General features: G+C 68.8%; 14 protein-coding genes and 2 pseudogenes. 6 read left to right on the forward strand and 10 right to left on the reverse strand.

The genetic code is table 11. From position 1 onward, the window contains the following. Positions 1 to 26: 26 nt before the first annotated feature. The 5 genes from ASJ79_RS23795 to ASJ79_RS23815 all read right to left on the reverse strand — a co-directional run bounded on the left by ASJ79_RS23795 (position 27) and on the right by ASJ79_RS23815 (position 5,263). A complete protein-coding gene (locus ASJ79_RS23795; RefSeq protein ID WP_067960742.1) occupies positions 27 to 1,688 on the reverse strand; it encodes a PecA family PE domain-processing aspartic protease in 1,662 nt (553 codons plus the stop codon). 326 nt (positions 1,689 to 2,014) lie between these two features. Continuing rightward, positions 2,015 to 2,344, reverse strand: coding sequence for a hypothetical protein (locus tag ASJ79_RS23800; protein ID WP_067960745.1), 330 nt, complete (start codon positions 2,342 to 2,344; stop codon positions 2,015 to 2,017). Positions 2,345 to 2,607: 263 nt separating this feature from the next. Beyond that, positions 2,608 to 2,937, reverse strand: a complete 330-nt coding sequence (locus ASJ79_RS23805) for a hypothetical protein (protein ID WP_067960746.1) — start codon at positions 2,935 to 2,937, stop codon at positions 2,608 to 2,610. A gap of 132 nt (positions 2,938 to 3,069) precedes the next feature. Further along, on the reverse strand, positions 3,070 to 3,780 hold the full coding sequence (locus tag ASJ79_RS23810; RefSeq protein WP_067960749.1) for a TIGR03089 family protein: 711 nt from the start codon (positions 3,778 to 3,780) through the stop codon (positions 3,070 to 3,072). A 1-nt stretch (position 3,781) separates the two neighbouring features. Next, positions 3,782 to 5,263, reverse strand: a complete 1,482-nt coding sequence (locus ASJ79_RS23815) for an LCP family protein (RefSeq protein WP_067960752.1) — start codon at positions 5,261 to 5,263, stop codon at positions 3,782 to 3,784. Positions 5,264 to 5,329: 66 nt separating this feature from the next. On the opposite strand from ASJ79_RS23815, the gene rfbD reads away from it, so the two are divergent. The 3 genes from rfbD to ASJ79_RS23830 are packed head-to-tail and all read left to right on the forward strand — an operon-like array spanning position 5,330 to position 8,192. After that, on the forward strand, positions 5,330 to 6,175 hold the full coding sequence (rfbD, locus tag ASJ79_RS23820; protein ID WP_067960755.1) for a dTDP-4-dehydrorhamnose reductase: 846 nt from the start codon (positions 5,330 to 5,332) through the stop codon (positions 6,173 to 6,175). Between the two features lie 34 nt (positions 6,176 to 6,209). Next, a complete protein-coding gene (locus ASJ79_RS23825; protein WP_067960759.1) occupies positions 6,210 to 7,085 on the forward strand; it encodes a glycosyltransferase family 2 protein in 876 nt (291 codons plus the stop codon). Positions 7,086 to 7,112: 27 nt separating this feature from the next. Further along, positions 7,113 to 8,192, forward strand: coding sequence for a sugar phosphate nucleotidyltransferase (locus ASJ79_RS23830; protein ID WP_067960762.1), 1,080 nt, complete (start codon positions 7,113 to 7,115; stop codon positions 8,190 to 8,192). Between the two features lie 50 nt (positions 8,193 to 8,242). Here the strand turns inward: ASJ79_RS23830 and ASJ79_RS23835 are convergent, their stop codons facing one another. From ASJ79_RS23835 to cofD, 3 genes are all read right to left on the reverse strand, one after another. Continuing rightward, positions 8,243 to 8,785, reverse strand: coding sequence for an NUDIX hydrolase (locus ASJ79_RS23835; protein ID WP_067960766.1), 543 nt, complete (start codon positions 8,783 to 8,785; stop codon positions 8,243 to 8,245). 88 nt (positions 8,786 to 8,873) lie between these two features. Then, positions 8,874 to 10,214 carry a coenzyme F420-0:L-glutamate ligase gene (locus ASJ79_RS23840; RefSeq protein WP_067960786.1) on the reverse strand — a complete coding sequence of 447 codons (1,341 nt, stop codon included), beginning with the start codon at positions 10,212 to 10,214 and terminating at the stop codon, positions 8,874 to 8,876. After that, positions 10,211 to 11,197: a 2-phospho-L-lactate transferase gene (gene cofD / locus ASJ79_RS23845; RefSeq protein WP_067960768.1), complete on the reverse strand. Its 987-nt coding sequence runs from the start codon at positions 11,195 to 11,197 to the stop codon at positions 10,211 to 10,213. Before cofD ends, ASJ79_RS23840 begins: the two co-directional genes overlap by 4 nt. Before the next feature lie 422 nt (positions 11,198 to 11,619). On the opposite strand from cofD, the gene ASJ79_RS23850 reads away from it, so the two are divergent. Then, positions 11,620 to 11,889: a WhiB family transcriptional regulator gene (locus tag ASJ79_RS23850; protein WP_197420352.1), complete on the forward strand. Its 270-nt coding sequence runs from the start codon at positions 11,620 to 11,622 to the stop codon at positions 11,887 to 11,889. A 9-nt stretch (positions 11,890 to 11,898) separates the two neighbouring features. Here the strand turns inward: ASJ79_RS23850 and ASJ79_RS23855 are convergent, their stop codons facing one another. Then, positions 11,899 to 12,321, reverse strand: a complete 423-nt coding sequence (locus ASJ79_RS23855; RefSeq protein WP_067960772.1) for a metallopeptidase family protein — start codon at positions 12,319 to 12,321, stop codon at positions 11,899 to 11,901. A 131-nt stretch (positions 12,322 to 12,452) separates the two neighbouring features. Between ASJ79_RS23855 and ASJ79_RS23860 the strand changes: the two genes are divergently transcribed. Next, a complete protein-coding gene (locus ASJ79_RS23860; RefSeq protein WP_067960774.1) occupies positions 12,453 to 12,872 on the forward strand; it encodes a DUF3499 domain-containing protein in 420 nt (139 codons plus the stop codon). Between the two features lie 99 nt (positions 12,873 to 12,971). After that, positions 12,972 to 14,351, forward strand: a pseudogene (locus tag ASJ79_RS31550) (phosphomannomutase/phosphoglucomutase); the annotation flags it as partial. On the opposite strand, the pseudogene ASJ79_RS23870 reads toward ASJ79_RS31550, so the two are convergent. Continuing rightward, positions 14,349 to 16,973 (reverse strand): annotated as a pseudogene (locus tag ASJ79_RS23870) (molybdopterin-dependent oxidoreductase); the annotation flags it as partial. The pseudogenes ASJ79_RS31550 and ASJ79_RS23870 sit on opposite strands and share 3 nt — an antisense overlap.

A 16,973-nucleotide genomic window follows, 5' to 3' on the forward strand; every position in this document is an offset into this window, starting at 1 on the left:
GGTAGCGCCGTGCCCGCATCGCAGGGTCACCGGTAGTTGAACACCGTCTTGCCGTCGCCGCCGTAGTCGAAGTAGATCGAGGTCAAGCTGAACGGGAGGTACCCGGTGTTGAACTCGACCTCAGCGCCGTCCTCGCCGACATCAGGGGTGTTCGCCCTCGTGGTCCGGTAGGAGTACAGCAGCGTCTCGCCGTCGTCGGTGTAGACCGAGATCAGGGTGCCCACCGGCACACTCGTCGCTCCGCCGACCGCGCGGCTCGGGATGTTGCCGAGGATTCCGCCGGAGTCGATCCAGCCGTCGACGTCGACCATGTCGTTGTCACCGACCTGGACCTTGACGTCGGTGTTCGGCGTGCCGTCGAGTGTGACTCGAGCGGCATAAGGGTTGGGGCCCAAGATGACTCGGCGGCGACGCTCGTCGATCAGCAGGCCCCGGCCGAGCAGACCGGGCAGAGCGGCCAGCACATTGACCGTACCCGGCCCGGCCTTGGGGCCGATACCGAGCACACCGACATAATCGCCGTTGTATTCGGTGAAGTCGTAGACCGACTCCAGATCGATGATGAGTACCTCGGTCTCGTCCGAGTCGATGTCCTCGCCGACCCGAATGGTCGTGCTGTACGGGTGGTAGTAAGAACTGACGTTGCCGTCCCCGTAGCTCGCGGAGCCCTGCGGGCCGACCGGTTCCCCGATGCCTTCATAGCCGACGTAGCGGGGATCGATCACCAGGCCGTTCGAGCCGCTGTCGAGAAGGACCGGCACGCGCTCTCCGCCGTTGACCGAGATGTAGATGACCGGTTCTGTGCGAACCTGGCGGCCGTTGTACTGCATCGTGAGGTCGAGGACCTCGTAGACCAGGCCGTTGTCACGGGCGTCATGCACCAGCGTGTTGATGTCGAGCACCGCGTCGCGTGGCCCGAACCACCCGATGATCGGCATCAGCTTCTCGGCGAGTTCCATCTGATCCTGTGCGCGGATCGGCCGATACATGCTGTTCTCCAACCGCATTCGGATGATCGCGTTCGCGAACGGGTTGTCCAGCGTGTTGACGAACTCCTCCTGCAGACGAGCGTGGTTCTCCATCCAGCGCTCAAGGTTGGCCTGGGCGCCACCCATCAACATCTGCGGCACGATCGCGGCCAGGCCGGCGAACACGTTGCCGTCACCCCAGGTGGCCGCGCGCAGCTCCTCGCGCGCCTGCGCCAGCTGATCGATGGCCAGCTCAACGGTGTCGGTGTCGTCACCGTCGGGATCCTCGTCATCCTCGGGATCCTGCGGGTCGTCGTCGTCGTCCTCGTCGTCCTCGTCCTCGTCGTCGTCGATGGCGGTGACGGAGACCAAGGACTCGGAATCGGGCTCCCGGACACTGGACGGCACGTAGTGCGGGCCGGGTGAGGTCTCTCCGTCGTCCTCGACCTCGACCTCGACCTCGGTGTCGACGTCGGCGTCCTTGTCGGCGCCTTCGTCGTCGGAGTCGTCGTCGTTCGAGCGAACGGCACGGTCGTCGTCGTCCGTCTCCTGCGTGGGGCGGGGAGACGTGTCCTCCGAACCAGTAGCAGCGGTATTTTCGCTGCTACTGGATCCGGTGTCATCGGGTGCTGCCTGCGCGACGGCGGGGACGGCCAGTAGGATTCCTGCGGCGATTGCGGGGGAGGCGACGACGGTCGCGGCCCAGCTACTGAAATTCATGCGCGAAGTAGATCACGAGCATCGCCCGTTTACTGACGTCTACGTAAACGTTGGCGAAACGTTCGGTCAACAGGAATCAGGACAGAAATGACACCTGCTTTTCCAGTCTCTACCAGAAGAAAATTCGGTCACCACCGATGCTGGGTGCTGGCTGAAAGGAGGCTGGCAAATGCGCCTCGTCTGTCGGCAGCCGGCAGCCTGGTTTGCCTGCGTCAGCGTGTCCGGAAAGTGCAAATCTGCATACCGGTGATGCGAAACCCGACAGGGTGCGATGCGCTACTTCGGCGGGTTGCTTTCGCTATCCGGCCCGTCGGGAATGGCGCAGGCTAAGGGCGAGGAAGCGTGGCCTCGGACGGGTCGACCGCCTCAAAGCTTTGCGAGCGCACGGCGTGCTCGGCCGTCGCCCGGTTGAGCGCATCGAAGCCCGATACGAACGCGACCATCGCCGCCAGCGCCCACAGGTTTCCGAACGCCCACTCCCACGTGGTGGTGGTCGGCGCGGTCACCAACCAGAACGCGGCGATGGTGATCAGCAGATAACCGCTGAAGACCCCGCATCGGCCGGCCGAGCTGGCCAGCCATCCGGGGTGGCGACGGTTGTGCAGATGCCAGGCCGACAACGCTACGACGATCGCCACCGCGGTGATGGTCTCCATTGGCCGCTCCCTACCGACGCTGCCCCGCCTCTTCGCCAGACGCGGAACACATTTGCCAGATCTGGCAGCGGCCGACACGTGCCGAGTGGGCACGCGAAAGTCGAGAACAGCCTGGTGGAAACAAACGATAAGGTCAGGATTACTTGTTCGTCAACAACACGTAATAAATCAGAGCTTCGGTTTGGTCCCGCCGCCACTTCGCTGAATCGTCACGTTCGCGCCGTTTTTCAATCAGAGAGGCGGAAGTGGCGCCTGTGGCGATTTCAGTAGCGGAGGCGCCCGGTGGCCGGCTCGATCGTCTCGATCTGCACGGCCAGCTGGGCATGCTCGGCGGTGGCGCGGTTGAGGGCGTTGAAGCCGGCGACGAACGACATCACGGCGGCCAGCGCCCACGCGTTGCCCATCGCCCATTCCCATGTGGTGGCCGTCGGCGCGGTGGTCAGCCAGTAGGTCGCGACCGCGACGAGGGGATACCCGCAGCGGATGAAGAAACGGCCGTCCGCACTGGCCTGCCAGCCCGGGTGGCGCCGGTTGTACAGGTGCCAGGCACTCAACCCGACGATGACCGCGATCGCGGCGGTGGTCGACAACATCGACAGCCCTCCTCGCGCTGAGGCTCCTCTGCTGGTTGAAAGGGCCCGACTTAGCCAAAACCGTCCTAGTCCGGCACCGAAAAGTATCCGTGGTCATTCTGTGAACAGCGTGAGGCTACGGGAACGATATGGTCACAGACTGATACGAGTCAATTTCTCGGATTCCCGCCTGCGTTCGACCTGCGTGGGATCCGGGTTTGCCACCAACACCAGTGACGCGCCGACCACGTACAACGCGATCAGCCGCTCGACCACGTCGTCCGCGGTCTCCCATCGCGCCGCCGACAACACCCGGTCCTCACCGGTGAGACCCTGGTCGGCCGCGGAGGCCTGCGCCGCGGCCAGCACGTCGTCGACCGACCGGCCCTCCAGCGCCGCGCCGGGGCTGCGCTCCGGCACGATCTGGTCGCCGTGCACCCGCACCGCCGTCGCATAGTCGGTCAGCCCGACGGGCAGGTCCGGCACCGGCTTGCCGAACGGATCCAGCGACAGCACCGCGACCTCACCGACACCCACCGCGGCATCGGCGTCGTCGATGCGGTCCGCGGTGCACAGCGCGATATCGGCCTCCCCGCCGAAGACCGCTTCCGCGCCGATCCACCAGATCCCGAACAGCACCGCGGTGGTCTGCCAGTGCGCGGGCAGCAGCACCGCCACCCGGCTGCCCGGCACCGCACCGAGTTCGTCGCGCAGCAGATTGCCGGTCTTGGCCGCCCAATTGGCCAGCGTCGCCGTCGAGAGCTCGATGCGCTCACCGGTGGCGTCGTCGTAGTAGGTGATGCGCGGACCGGCCGGATTGGCGGCCATCAACGGGTCCAGGATCGCCGAACTGAGATTCGTCATCTCAGTTGACACACGCCGGGTCGTCGGAGCCCGCCGTCAGGATCGGCGCCGGCGCCGGCGCCGCCTCGCCCGCGCCGGGGAGCATTCCCGACGCGGACGGGTCGCCGCTCATCAGCGTCACGTCGCTGCCGTCGAGTCCCGCGCCGGGGCCGGTGTAGTCGGCGGACAGCACCACCCGCACCGTGCCCGGCGGCACCTCGGCGTTCTCGACGACGGGCAGCCCGCCCAGCTCGCGGGCGACGGCCTCGGCGCCGAGGTCGTCGGTCTGGGCGACCTGCACCTCGGTCTCCGCCACCCTGACGCCCTCGTTGTTGCCGACGTGCCCTTCTTTGAAGCCCTTGCCGGACAACACATGTGACACGGCGGCGGCCAGTCCGTTGATGTCGGTGTCGTTGAGCACCTCGACCGTGGTCTTGTCGTTGCTGTAGGCCAGCTCCTCGGTCTTACCCTGTTCCTGGTCGTGCAGCAGGCCGGTCACGAAGTCCTTGACCGCAGACGGGTCCACGCGGACCACGCTCTGCATGCCGTCGTCGCTCCAGCCGGCCTCCTCGATGATCGGGATGGTCGCGAACGCGACGTTGCCGCCCGCCAGCTTCTGCAGCTGATCGACGAAATCCATGATGTCCCAACCGTCGGAGAGCACCACCGACCGCTGCACCGCGTTCTCCAGATTGTTCAGCGTGGTCGGGCTCGACAACGTCTTGCTGGAGATCACCTCGTGCGCCATCGACGCCATCACCGCCTGCTGGCGGGCCACCCGGTCCAGGTCTCCGCGCGGTAGGTCGTGGCGCTGACGGACGAAACTCAATGCCTGCGCACCGTTGAGCTTCTGCCAGCCGGCGGGAAAGTCGGCGCCCGAAAGTGGTTCGTACACAGGAGCGTTCAGGCAGACGTCGACACCGCCGAGCGCGTCGGTGATCAGTGCGAAGCCGAGCAGGCCGATCTCGGCGTAGTGGTCGACCGTCACGCCGGTCAGGTTCGCGACGGTCTTGATCAGCTCTTCACGGCCGGCCGCGGTGGCCTCCGGCTCGGCCACGGCCGGATCCTCGCCCTGCTGCTCGACGAGCTGCTTCATCTTCTCCAGGTGCACCGAACCGTAGACCCCGTTGATCTTCATCTTCCCGATGCCGGGCGCCTCGACGTAGGAGTCGCGCGGGATCGAGATGGCCGTCGCGGACTCCCCGTTGTTCGGGATGCGGATCAGGATGATCGTGTCGGTGTTGGTCGACACCTCGTCCCCGGCGCGCAGCATGGCGCGCTCTTCGTCGCTGAGCGGGTTGCCGTGCGCGTCGGTGCGGCTGTCGGAACCGACCAGCAGGATGTCGATCGCGCCGTCGTCGCCGCCCTCGCCGAGGGCGATCGGGTTGATGTGATTGATGCCCGACTCGAACGAGCGGATCTTGCCCCACGCGACGCCGGTGCCGATGACGACGATGACTGCCACGGCCACGGAAATGGCACGGACCAGGTGAGCAGCAGGCATTTGTCCAGGCTACTGGCGAGCGGCCCGCATTCCGTGCAGCTGGAACCGGCGTGCCAAACTCGTGACGTGACCGGCCGAATCGTGATTTCAGGAGCAGCCGGCCTGGTGGGCCGCGTGTTGGCAGGTCAGGCACGTCAGGCCGGCCGCGACGTGGTGGCGCTCACATCCGCGCAGTGGGACATCACCGATTCCGCCGCCGCCGAGCGTGTCATCGCCGCCGGCGACGTCGTCGTCAACTGCGCGGCGTTCACCAAGGTCGACGTCGCCGAGTCCGAACCCGAGCGCGCCCGGGCGGTCAACGCCGTCGGCGCCGGAAACGTCGCGCACGCCTGCGCGCGGGTCGGCGCGTCGTTGATCCACCTGTCCACCGACTACGTCTTCAGCGGCGCCCAGTCGCGTCCCTACGACATCGACGACGAGACCGGGCCGCTGTCGGTGTACGGCCGCACCAAACTCGCCGGTGAGCAGGCCGTGCTGGCGGCGTTGCCCGACGCGCACGTCGTGCGCACCGCCTGGATCTACCAGGGCGGCGACGGCGCCGATTTCGCCGCGGTGATGCGCCGGGCCGCACTCGGGGACGGCACGGTCGACGTGGTCGCGGACCAGATCGGGTCGCCGACCTACGTCGGGGATCTGTGTCAGGCGCTGCTGCAGATCGCCGACGGCGCGATCCGCGCGCCGGTGCTGCACGCCGCCAACGCCGGCGCGGTCAGCCGCTTCGAGCAGGCGCAGGCCGTCTTCGCCGAGCTCGGCCAGGACCCGTCCCGGGTGCGGCCCGTCGGCAGCGACAGGCATCCGCGACCCGCGCCGCGTCCGGCCTACTCGGCGCTGTCATCGGCGAAGTCGGCCGCGGCGGGGCTCACACCGCTGCGGCCGTGGCGTGACGCGTTGGCCGACGCGCTGGCGCGGTAGTTACTCTCTACGCCGTGGAACCGGTGGTGCGTCCGTGAGCGACGAACTGTTTGTCGTGACGGTGACGTACTCGCCGGGCCCGCACCTGAACCGGTTCCTGGCCACGCTGTCGCACGCCACCGACCGCCCTGTGACCGTGATCATGGCCGACAACGGGTCCACCGACGGCGCACCTGAGGAGGCCGTCGAGCGCTACCCGTACGCCAAGCTGTTCCGCACCGGCGCCAACCTCGGGTACGGCACCGCCGTCAACCGGGCCGTCGCCGAATACGGGCTGACGTCCAGCTCGGACCTCTTCATCGTCGCCAACCCCGACGTGCAGTGGGGGCCGAACAGCATCGACCTGCTGCTCGAGGCCGCCGCGCGCTGGCCGCGGGCCGGGTCGCTGGGCCCGCTGATCCGCGATCCCGACGGCGCGGTGTATCCGTCGGCCCGCGAGCTGCCGTCGGTGATCCGGGGCGGCATGCACGCCGTGGTCGGGCCGGTGTGGCCGTCGAATCCGTGGACGGCGGCCTACCGCCAGGATCGCGCCGAACCCAGCGAACGCATCGTCGGATGGCTGTCCGGATCGTGCCTGTTGCTGCGCAGTTCGGCGTTCGCCGAGATCTCCGGCTTCGACGAGCGGTACTTCATGTACATGGAGGACGTCGACCTGGGGGACCGGCTCGGCCGGGCCGGGTGGCAGAACGTGTACGTGCCGTCGGCGGAGGTGTTGCACGCCAAGGGCCATGCCACCGGCCGCGACCCCGCCCGCAACCTGGCCGCGCACCACGTCAGCACCTACACTTTTCTCGCAGATCGGTACCCGAAGTGGTGGCAGGCGCCGCTACGCTGGGCCTTTCGGGGGGCTCTGGGAGCGCGCGCGAGCGTGGTCGTGCGCAATTCCCGCCGGAAGTCTCGTGGGACGTAGTCGGGCACACGCGAAAGGGCGGCGCTGATGGTCAATCCTGCTGAGGTCGACGCGGTCGTGCTGGTGGGCGGCATGGGCACCCGCCTGCGCCCGTTGACGCTGTCGGCGCCCAAGCCGATGCTGCCGACGGCCGGGCTGCCGTTCCTGACCCATCTGCTGTCGCGGATCGCCGACGCCGGCATCGAGCACGTCGTGATGGGCACCTCGTACAAGGCCGGCGTGTTCGAGTCGGAGTTCGGCGACGGCTCCAAGTTCGGTCTGCAGATCGACTACGTCGTCGAGGACGAACCGCTGGGCACCGGCGGCGGCATCGCCAACGTCGCGTCGAAGCTGCGCCACGACACCGCGGTGGTGTTCAACGGCGACGTGCTGTCCGGCTGCGACCTGGGCGCGCTGCTGGACTCGCACGCCGCCCGCGACGCCGACGTCACGCTGCACCTGGTGCGTGTCGGCGATCCACGCGCATTCGGTTGTGTGCCAACCGATTCGGACGGCGTGGTGACCGCGTTCCTGGAGAAGACGCAGGACCCGCCGACCGATCAGATCAACGCGGGCTGCTACGTGTTCAAGCGGTCGGTGATCGACGCGATCCCGAAAGGCCGTGCGCTGTCGGTGGAACGGGAGATCTTCCCGCAGCTGCTCTCCGACGGGCTGCGGGTGTGCGGCTACGTCGACGCGACGTACTGGCGTGACATGGGCACGCCGGAGGATTTCGTGCGCGGCTCGGCGGACCTGGTGCGCGGTATCGCACCGTCACCGGCGTTGAAGGGCCATCGCGGGGAAAGTCTTGTGCACGACGGAGCTTCGGTGGCGCCTGGTGCGCTGCTGATCGGCGGCACGGTGGTCGGCCGCGGCGCGGAGGTCGCCGGCGGGGCCCGGCTGGACGGCGCGGTGATCTTCGACGGCGTGAAAGTCGGTGCGGGCGCGGTGATCGAGCGGTCGATCATCGGCTTCGGCGCGCACATCGGGCCGCGGGCGTTGATCCGCGACGGCGTGATCGGCGACGGCGCGGACATCGGCGCACGCTGTGAGCTGCTGCGCGGCGCCCGGGTGTGGCCGGGCATCTCGATTCCCGACGGCGGCATCCGGTTCTCGACCGACATCTAGAGGTGCCCGGGATCGTGCCCGTGCATTCCCGGTAGCGGTGCGCGTGCGGGCTACCGCGGGCGCATGCTCGCGGCGGCGGCCAGCTGGGTGAGGCCGAAATCGCAGTCCTGCGGCAGCGCGTCCAGCGGCCACCACCGCAGATCCAGCGACTCGTCGCTGCGCACCGCCTCCGCGCCCTCGGGCGCGCGCACCACGAACTGCACGTCGAGGTGACGGGTCGGCACGCCCAGCGAGCACGTCACCGGATGCACATGCAGCGCAGCCGGTTCCGGATCGATCGTGAGCCCGTCGATGCCCGACTCCTCGGCCGCCTCACGCAGCGCCGCCGCCGTGATCGTCTCGTCCTCGGGCTCGCAGTGCCCGCCGAGCTGCAACCAGCGCCCGATCCGCGGATGCAGCGTCAGCAACGCGTGCCGCCCGCTGTGGTCGAGCACCAGGGCCGACCCGGTGATGTGGCCGGGCACGCACTCGCGCAGGCAGCCGTCGGTACGCGCGGCCAGGAACGCCAGCACCGCGTGCCGCAGCGAGTCCTGCGCGGGGTCGGGCGCAGTCCATGCGGTCAGCACGTCGACCGTCGACTGGTGCAGGCTCACGTGCGTGCCCGACTCTTCTGGCGAGCAGACGCAAACTCGCACAGCGGAGGCCGAAATTGGGTGGGTTTGTGTCTGCTCGCGGGGTAGGTCATCGGCGCACCAGCAGGGTGTCGGTCGGCACCGGTCCGCGGGGCGCCAACGGCTCGGTGGGATAGCCGATCGCGATGGCGCCCAACGGCTCCCAATCGTCGGGCAGGCCCAGCTCCGCGCGCACCAGATCGGGGGCGAAGATCGTCGAGCCGATCCAGCAGCTGCCCACCGACCGCACGGCCAGCGCCACCAGCAGGCCCTGCACCGCCGCGCCGGCGGCCACCGTGAACATCGTGTGCTCGGCCGCGGTGCGCTGTGCATCGGGATAGGAGTGGGCTCCGTCGGGCACCATGAACGGGATCACGAGCTCGGGGGCGTCGTAGAGGATCTGCCCGCGGCCGACCCGACGCTCGACGGAATCGGGGTCGCGGCCGTCGCCGCTGAGGTCGGCGCGCCAGCGGTCCTTCATCTTGTCCAGCAAACCGACCCGCACCGCGCTGTCCTGTACCCACACGAAGCGCACCGGCCGCGTGTGATGCGGCGCCGGAGCGGTGAGCGCCTCCCCGACAGCCGCCTCGATCAGCTCCCCGGGGACCGGTTCGTCGCTGAACGCGCGCACCGAGCGTCGCAACAGCTGGGCCTGCGAGCGGCCCAGCGCCAGGGCCTCCTCGGTGCCCAACCAGAACAGGTCCTCCTCACCGGCGCGCACCAGGTTCCGCGCCGAGGACCCGTCGTCACGCAACGTCAGGCCGCGCACCACCGCCACCGGGACCGCGGTCAGCTTGCCCTTGACCAGATCTGCGGCGGCGGCGATCTCGTCGGCGACGGCGATCTCGGTGACGATCAACTCGTTGCCGTGCTGATCGCGCTCGCCGGCGTACGCGTGCAACACCGTCAGGCCGGCCGCGCCGATCGCGACGTCGGTCTGGCCCGTGCGCCACGCCCGTCCCATCGTGTCGGTGACGACGACCCCGACCCGCACCCCGAGACGCTCCCGCAGCGCCGTCGCCAACCGCAGCGCGCTGCCGTCGGGATCCACGGGCAGCAGCGCCAATTCGTTGGAGTCGACGTTGGAGCCATCCACCCCGGCGGCGGCCTGCACCAAGCCCAGCGCGTTCTCGGTGATCAGCGTGCGGCCCTTGCGGGCCAACACCCGCACCGCCTCGCTGTCGATCAGCTTGCGGCGCAGCGCATCCCGCTCCTCTGGGTCCGACGGCGCGGCGACCATGCGGCCCTCGGTCTTGGACAGCACCTTGCTGGTGACGACGAGGACGTCGTCGTCCTGCAGCCACGGCGCCGCCTCGGCGATCGCCGCGGCCAGATCATCGCCGGGCCGGAACTCCGGAAGCCCGGGGACCGGCAGCAGCTCCACCCGTGCCGAGGTACCGTGATCGTTCACCACGACACCCCGGCCAGTTCCATTCCCGCGCGCACCATTTCGGCGGTCGCGGCCGGATCGGACATCAGCAGCGGCACCGAACGCACCTGCACCCCGTCGACCGAGGCCTGATCACCGGTGTGCACCAGCCAGCCGTCGAGGATGCCGGTCGCCGACCGGGCACCGAAGTGGTTGCCGACCGCCTCGGAAGTGCTCGGCACCCCGATCACCGACAGGCAGGCGTCGGCCATGCCGCGCAACGGCTTCCCCGCGATGATGGGGGAGTAGCCGATCACCGGCGCCTTCGTCGAGCGCAGCGCGCCGCGGATACCGCCGACGGTGAGGATGGCGCCGACGCTGACCACCGGATTCGACGGGGCGATCAACACGATGTCGGCGTTCTCGATCGCGTCGGTGACACCGGGTGCGGCGGTGGCCTTATCGGCGCCGACGAATGCGAAACTCTCCGTGGGTATCTGGGCGCGGTGGCGCACCCACCATTCCTGGAAGTGGATCGCGCGCTTCTCACCGTCCGCCGGATCGGTGACCACGACGTGGGTTTCGCAGCGGTCGTCGCTGGCGGGCAACAGCCGCGCACCCGGGGACCAGCGCCGGCACAGGGCCTCGGTGACGTCGGAGAGCGGATAGCCCGCGCGCAGCATCTGACTGCGCACCAGATGGGTGGCCAGGTCGCGGTCGCCGAGGCCGAACCAGTCCGGCTGCACCCCGTAGGCCGCGAGTTCCTCCTTGGCATTCCAGGTTTCGTTCTTGTGGCCCCAACCACGTTCGGGATCGATGCCGCCGCCGAGGGTGTACATGCAGGTGTCCAGGTCGGGGCAGATGCGCACACCGAACATCCACGCGTCGTCACCGATGTTCACCACAGCCGTCACTTCATGCTCACTGGTATCGTGAGTGCCGAACTGTCCCAAGCCCAAAAGATGTTGGACACCGAGCAGGAATCGCGCACCACCCACGCCACCGACAAGAACCGTGACCTTCACAACGATCGAGACTAGGCCTTCAGAAGCGGGAACTGCGCCTCGGGCGGGACGTGATAGACACGCCACAGCGCGACGCGCCGGAAACATGTCACGGAATGGTATGAATTCCTGTTCTACCGCTTGACCGGCGCAGCGAACGCGTGTGTAATCACACCAGTGTCATTTCGCGGTTCTCCGGCCGGTTCCGGTGTCGCAGACCGAGATTCGATCACTTGTTCGAATGGGATGGCCGCACGTTCGACAGTGGGGCTGGCAAATACGGATCTACGAGACCTGTGGAGGAGGGGAACATGGCATTTGAACAGGCCGACTTCGGTGATCCGATGCGGTTCGACAACAGGCTCCTCGGCTCGGTGGGAAGTGCGCCGCACATCCAGACCGGACCGGTGTCAAGCGGAGTCAACGGGCGTCCCCAGCTGAGCCTGGTGCCCGAGCACATCGATCACTTCGGCGACGACACCGAGCCGGCCGACGAGGATCAGTGGCAGGAGCGCGCACTGTGCGCCCAGACCGATCCGGAGGCCTTCTTCCCGGAGAAGGGCGGCTCCACCCGCGAGGCCAAGCGCATCTGCCAGGGCTGCGAGGTCAAGGACGCGTGCCTGGAGTACGCGCTGGCCAACGACGAGCGCTTCGGCATCTGGGGCGGTCTGTCCGAACGTGAGCGCCGGCGCCTCAAGCGCGGCATCATCTGACGTCCGTCGCTAGTCGTCGTCCAGGGTCGGGTCGATGACTGACGGTTCCACCCCCAGGTAGGTGGCGACCTGCGCCACCAGCAATTCATGCAGCAGCTCGGTCAGCTCGTCGGTGTCCTTCGCCCGACGCTCGATAGGCTTGCGGAACAACACAATTCGCGCGCGAGTGGAGTTACCTCGCACGTCCACCCCCGCCGGGATCAGCCGGGCCAGCGCAATCGGGCCGTCGGCGACCACCTCCGGCGGCCACTGCACACTGTCGGGATCCTTCGGCGCGATGCGCGGGATCTCGTCGACCGCCACGTCGAGCGTCGACACCCTCTCGTGCCACCGCCGCTCGATCGGTTCGTAAGCCTCCAGCACCGCCATGTCGAAGCGCTCGGCGCGGCTGCGCCAACCCGGAACGGTCGGCGGCAGCAGCGGCCCGCGCATCTCCCGGCCCCGCCGCGACCCGCGATGGTGGCGCCTCGTCACGAAAAAGATCGTAACGGTTGGGCTTCGGGCGCCCCGCGGCTGCGCGTGTCCGCCGCAGCCGGGACGATCGCGCACGATAACCTTCGCCTGTGAATGTTCCCCGTCGCTGCTGCCGGCCTGGGTGCCCGCATTATGCGGTCGCGACGCTCACCTTCGTCTATTCGGACTCCACGGCTGTCGTCGGCCCGTTGGCCACCGTGTCCGAACCGCACTCGTGGGATCTGTGCGTGATGCATGCCGGCCGGATCACCGCGCCCCGCGGGTGGGAGCTGGTCCGTCACGCCGGCCCGCTGCCGTCGCATCCCGACGACGACGATCTGGTGGCGTTGGCTGACGCGGTCCGAGAAGGCCGGGAGGCGACCGCGCCTGCCGCGGGCTTCACGCCTGGATTCAGCGACCCGGTCACCGGTGTGCACGGCGGCGCGTTGATGGCCCCGCCGGCCCGCCGCCCCGAGACCAACGGGCGTCGCCGCGGGCATCTGCGCGTGCTGCCCGACCCGACGGACTGAGCGGCCCCGCGCCGCGAATCATCCCCGGGTGAGTCGCCGTGAGGACGGCCCGCGACGGCTAGGCTGATCACCAACAGTCTCTTCGTCCCAAGGAGCTTCATGTCTCGTCCCGCCGCGGCGGTGCAGCGCGTCATCAAGGCCTATGACGTGCGCGGACTCGTCGGCGAGGAGATCGACGAAGGTTTCGTGCGCGACGTCGGGGCGGCGTTCGCACGGCTGGTCCGCGACGGGGCCGAGCCCGCCTCGCAGGTCGTCATCGGGCACGACATGAGGGCCAGTTCGCCGGTCCTGTCCGAGGCCTTCGCCGACGGAGTCACCGCGCAGGGGCTCGACGTCGTCCGCATCGGGCTGGCGTCCACCGATCAGCTGTACTTCGCCTCGGGCCTGCTGGACTGCCCCGGCGCGATGTTCACCGCCAGCCACAACCCCGCCGCCTACAACGGCATCAAACTCTGCCGCGCGGGCGCCAAACCCGTCGGCAAGGACACCGGCCTGACCACGATCAGCGACGAGGTGATCGCCGGGGTTCCGGAGTACGACGGTCGCCGCGGCACCGCCTCCGACCGCGACGTGCTCGCCGCCTACGGCGAGTTCCTGCGTTCGCTCGTCGACATCGCCGCGCTGCGGCCGCTGCACGTGGCCGTCGACGCCGGCAACGGGATGGCCGGCCACACCACCCCGGCCGTGCTGGGGCCGATCTCGTCGGTCAAGGTGTCGCCGCTGTACTTCGAGCTCGACGGCGAGTTCCCCAACCACGAGGCCAACCCGCTCGATCCGGCCAACCTCGTCGACCTACAGAACCACGTCAGCGCCGTCGGCGCCGACATCGGGCTGGCCTTCGACGGGGACGCCGACCGGTGTTTCGTCGTCGACGAGACCGGCCGGGCCGTGTCGCCGTCGGCGGTGACCGCGCTGGTGGCCGCGCGCGAACTGCAGCGCGAGATCGGCGCGACCATCATCCACAACCTCATCACCTCCCGCGCGGTGCCCGAGCTGGTGTCCGAGCGCGGCGGCACGCCGGTGCGCTCCCGGGTCGGCCACTCCTATATCAAGGGACTGATGGCCGAGACGGGCGCGATCTTCGGCGGCGAACACTCCGCGCACTACTACTTCCGCGACTTCTGGGGCGCCGACTCCGGCATGCTGGCCGCGCTGCACGTGCTCGCCGCGCTCGGCGAACAGGACCGCCCGCTGTCGGAGATGATGGCCGACTACCAGCGCTACGAATCCTCCGGCGAGATCAACTACACCGTCACCGACGCGCCCGCGGTCGTCGACGTCGTGCTGCAGGCGTTCGGCAGCCGCGTCCACGCGATCGACCATCTCGACGGGGTGACCGTCGACCTCGGTGACGGCCGCTGGTTCAACCTGCGCATGTCGAACACCGAGCCGTTGCTCAGACTCAACGTCGAAGCCCGCAGTCCCGAGGAGGTCAAGGAGCTCGTCGACGAGATCGCCGGCTACATCACCTCGCGGGCCGGACGGCGCCATCAGGTCGACGACCGAGTCCGCCCAGCGCTCCAGCGGTTCGTCGTCGTAGGCCTCGCATTCGGCCCGCTCGAGTACCCGGGACGCGCCGAGGTCGGTCAACCGGGTGTCCAGCGATCTGGCGTGGCCGCAGAAGTTGTCGTAGGCGCGGTCGCCGATGCCGAGCACCGTGTAGCGCAGCCCGTCCAGCGACGGCGCCTCCGGCGATTCCAGGCGTTCCCAGAAGCGCGCCCCGTTGTCCGGCGGCCCGCCGTCGCCGAACGTGCTGGTGACGATCACGACCTCCCCGGCCTTCGACAGGTCGGCGAGGTCGACGTCGTCCATGGCCCGCAGCCGGGCTCCCGGGAGCCGCTCGCCCAGCTTGCCGGCGAACTCCTCGGCGTTGCCGGTCTGCGAGGCCCACAGCACCAGCGGGCCGCCGTCGGTACCGGTGGCCGCGTCCACCGGCGGCGCTGCGCCGTCGGTCCGCGAGTACCGCCCGGCCAGCAGACCGTCGACCCACAACCGGGTACCGGGCCGGAGCGGGGCGCCGGCCGGCAGCACCGGTACTCCCGGGAGGCCCTGCTGGATTCCGGTGAGAAACCCTGTCAGATAGAGCTTTTCGTCGTCGGTGAGGTCAGGCGTCTGCTCCGGCAGCACCGGGGATCCCGCCGCCGGCACCGGTGTCAGCCGCACCGCGCAGACTTTGAACTCCGGCTGCAGCGAGTCGGGGTCGACGGCGTCGTTGGTCAGCGCGTTGACCGTGAGGTGTTCGCCGTGCTCGTCGTTCCAGTGGAACGGCACCCAGGTGTTGCCCGGGCGCACCCGGTCGGTGACCACCGCGGGCAGCACGGCCCGGCCGCGCCTGGTCACCAGCTCGACGTCACCGCCGTCGCGGATCGCCAGCGCGGCGGCGTCGTCGGGGTGGATCTCGACGAACGGGCCCGGGTTGAGCTTGTTGAGTTTGGCGACCTTGCCGGTCTTGGTCATGGTGTGCCATTGATGCTGCAGCCGGCCGGTGTTGAGGATCATCGGGTACTCGTCGTCGGGCAGCTCGGCGGCGTCCATGTGCGGCCGGGGGTGGAACACGGCCCGCCGTGACGGGGTCGCGAAGGCCAGCCGGGGGCGGTGGCCGTCGGCGTCGACGAACAGGTCCTGGGAGACCCCGTCGTTGAGGTAGCGGATCGGGTTGCGGTCGCTGGAGCCGCCGGGGCTGTCCTCCGGCGGGCACGGCCACTGCACCGGGGTCTCGCGCAGCCGCTCGTAGGTGACGCCGCGCAGGTCGTATCCGGTGCGGGGATTGCTGAATCGCCGGATCTCGTCGAAGATCTGTTCACTCGACTTGTAGTCGAACGCGTCACCGAACCCGAGATGGCGGGCCACTCCGCAGATCAGCTCCCAGTCCGGTCGCGCGTCCCCGCACGGCGGGACGGCCTGCTGCAACAGCGTGAGGTTGCGGTCGGAGTTGACCATCACCAGGTCGGATTCGGCCCACAGCGTGGCGGGAAGCATGATGTCGGCGTAGCGGTTGGTGGCGGTGTCGGCATAGGCGTCCTGGGTGATCACCAGTTCCGCGGCCTGCAGCCCGTCGATCACGGTGTCGCGGTTGGCCATGGTGGCGACGGGATTGGTGCAGATGATCCACACCGCTTTGATGTCACCGCTTTTCAGTCGCCGGAACATCTCGATGGTGCCCGGTCCGACGTCGCTGCGAACGGTACCCGGCTCCAGACCCCACTGCTGCTCGACGAATGCCCTGTCCTCGGCGGACAGCACCGCCCGCTGACCCGGCAGACCCGGCCCCATGTAGCCCATCTCCCGTCCGCCCATCGCGTTGGGCTGACCGGTCAGCGACATCGGTCCGCTGCCCGGGCGGCAGATGGCTCCGGTGGCCAGATGCAGATTGCAGATGGCGTTGGTATTCCAGGTGCCGTGGGTGCTCTGGTTGAGCCCGACCGTCCAGCACGTCATCCAGTCCCCCGCCTCGGCGATCATCATTGCGGCGGTGCGGATGTCGCCTTCGTCCAGCCCGGTGACGGCTGCGACCCGATCGGGCGGATAGTCGGCCAGGAACTCCGGCATCGCCTCCCAGCCCTCGGTGTGCTCGGCGATGAAGTCCTCGTCGATGACGCCGTCGGCGACGAGCAGATGCAGGATCCCGTTCAACAGCGCCAGATCCGTGCCGGGCCGGATCTGCAGGTACAGGTCGGCCTTGTCCGCGGTGGTGGTCCGGCGCGGGTCCACGACGATGAGCTTGGCGCCCGCCTTGAGCCGGTCGGCCATCCGCAGGAACAGGATGGGATGGCAGTCGGCCATGTTCGACCCGATCACGAAGAACAGGTTCGTGCGGTCGAAGTCGGTGTAGGAGCCCGGCGGCCCGTCGGAGCCGAGCGACTGCTTGTAACCGGTGCCGGCGCTCGCCATGCACAGCCGCGAGTTCGACTCGATGTGGACGGTGCGCAGGAAGCCCTTGGTCAGCTTGGTCGCCAGATACTGCGATTCGATCGACATCTGGCCCGAGACGTAGAGCGCCACCGCATCGGGTCCGTGCTCGTCGACGATGGCACGCAGCCGGCGCCCGGCCTCGGCCAGCGCGTCGTCGACGTCGGCGGCCACCGGGTCCGCGTCGCGCGA

Origin of the sequence: Mycobacterium sp. NAZ190054 (assembly GCF_001545925.1) — a bacterium.
In the GTDB taxonomy this organism is placed as follows: Bacteria; Actinomycetota; Actinomycetes; order Mycobacteriales; family Mycobacteriaceae; genus Mycobacterium.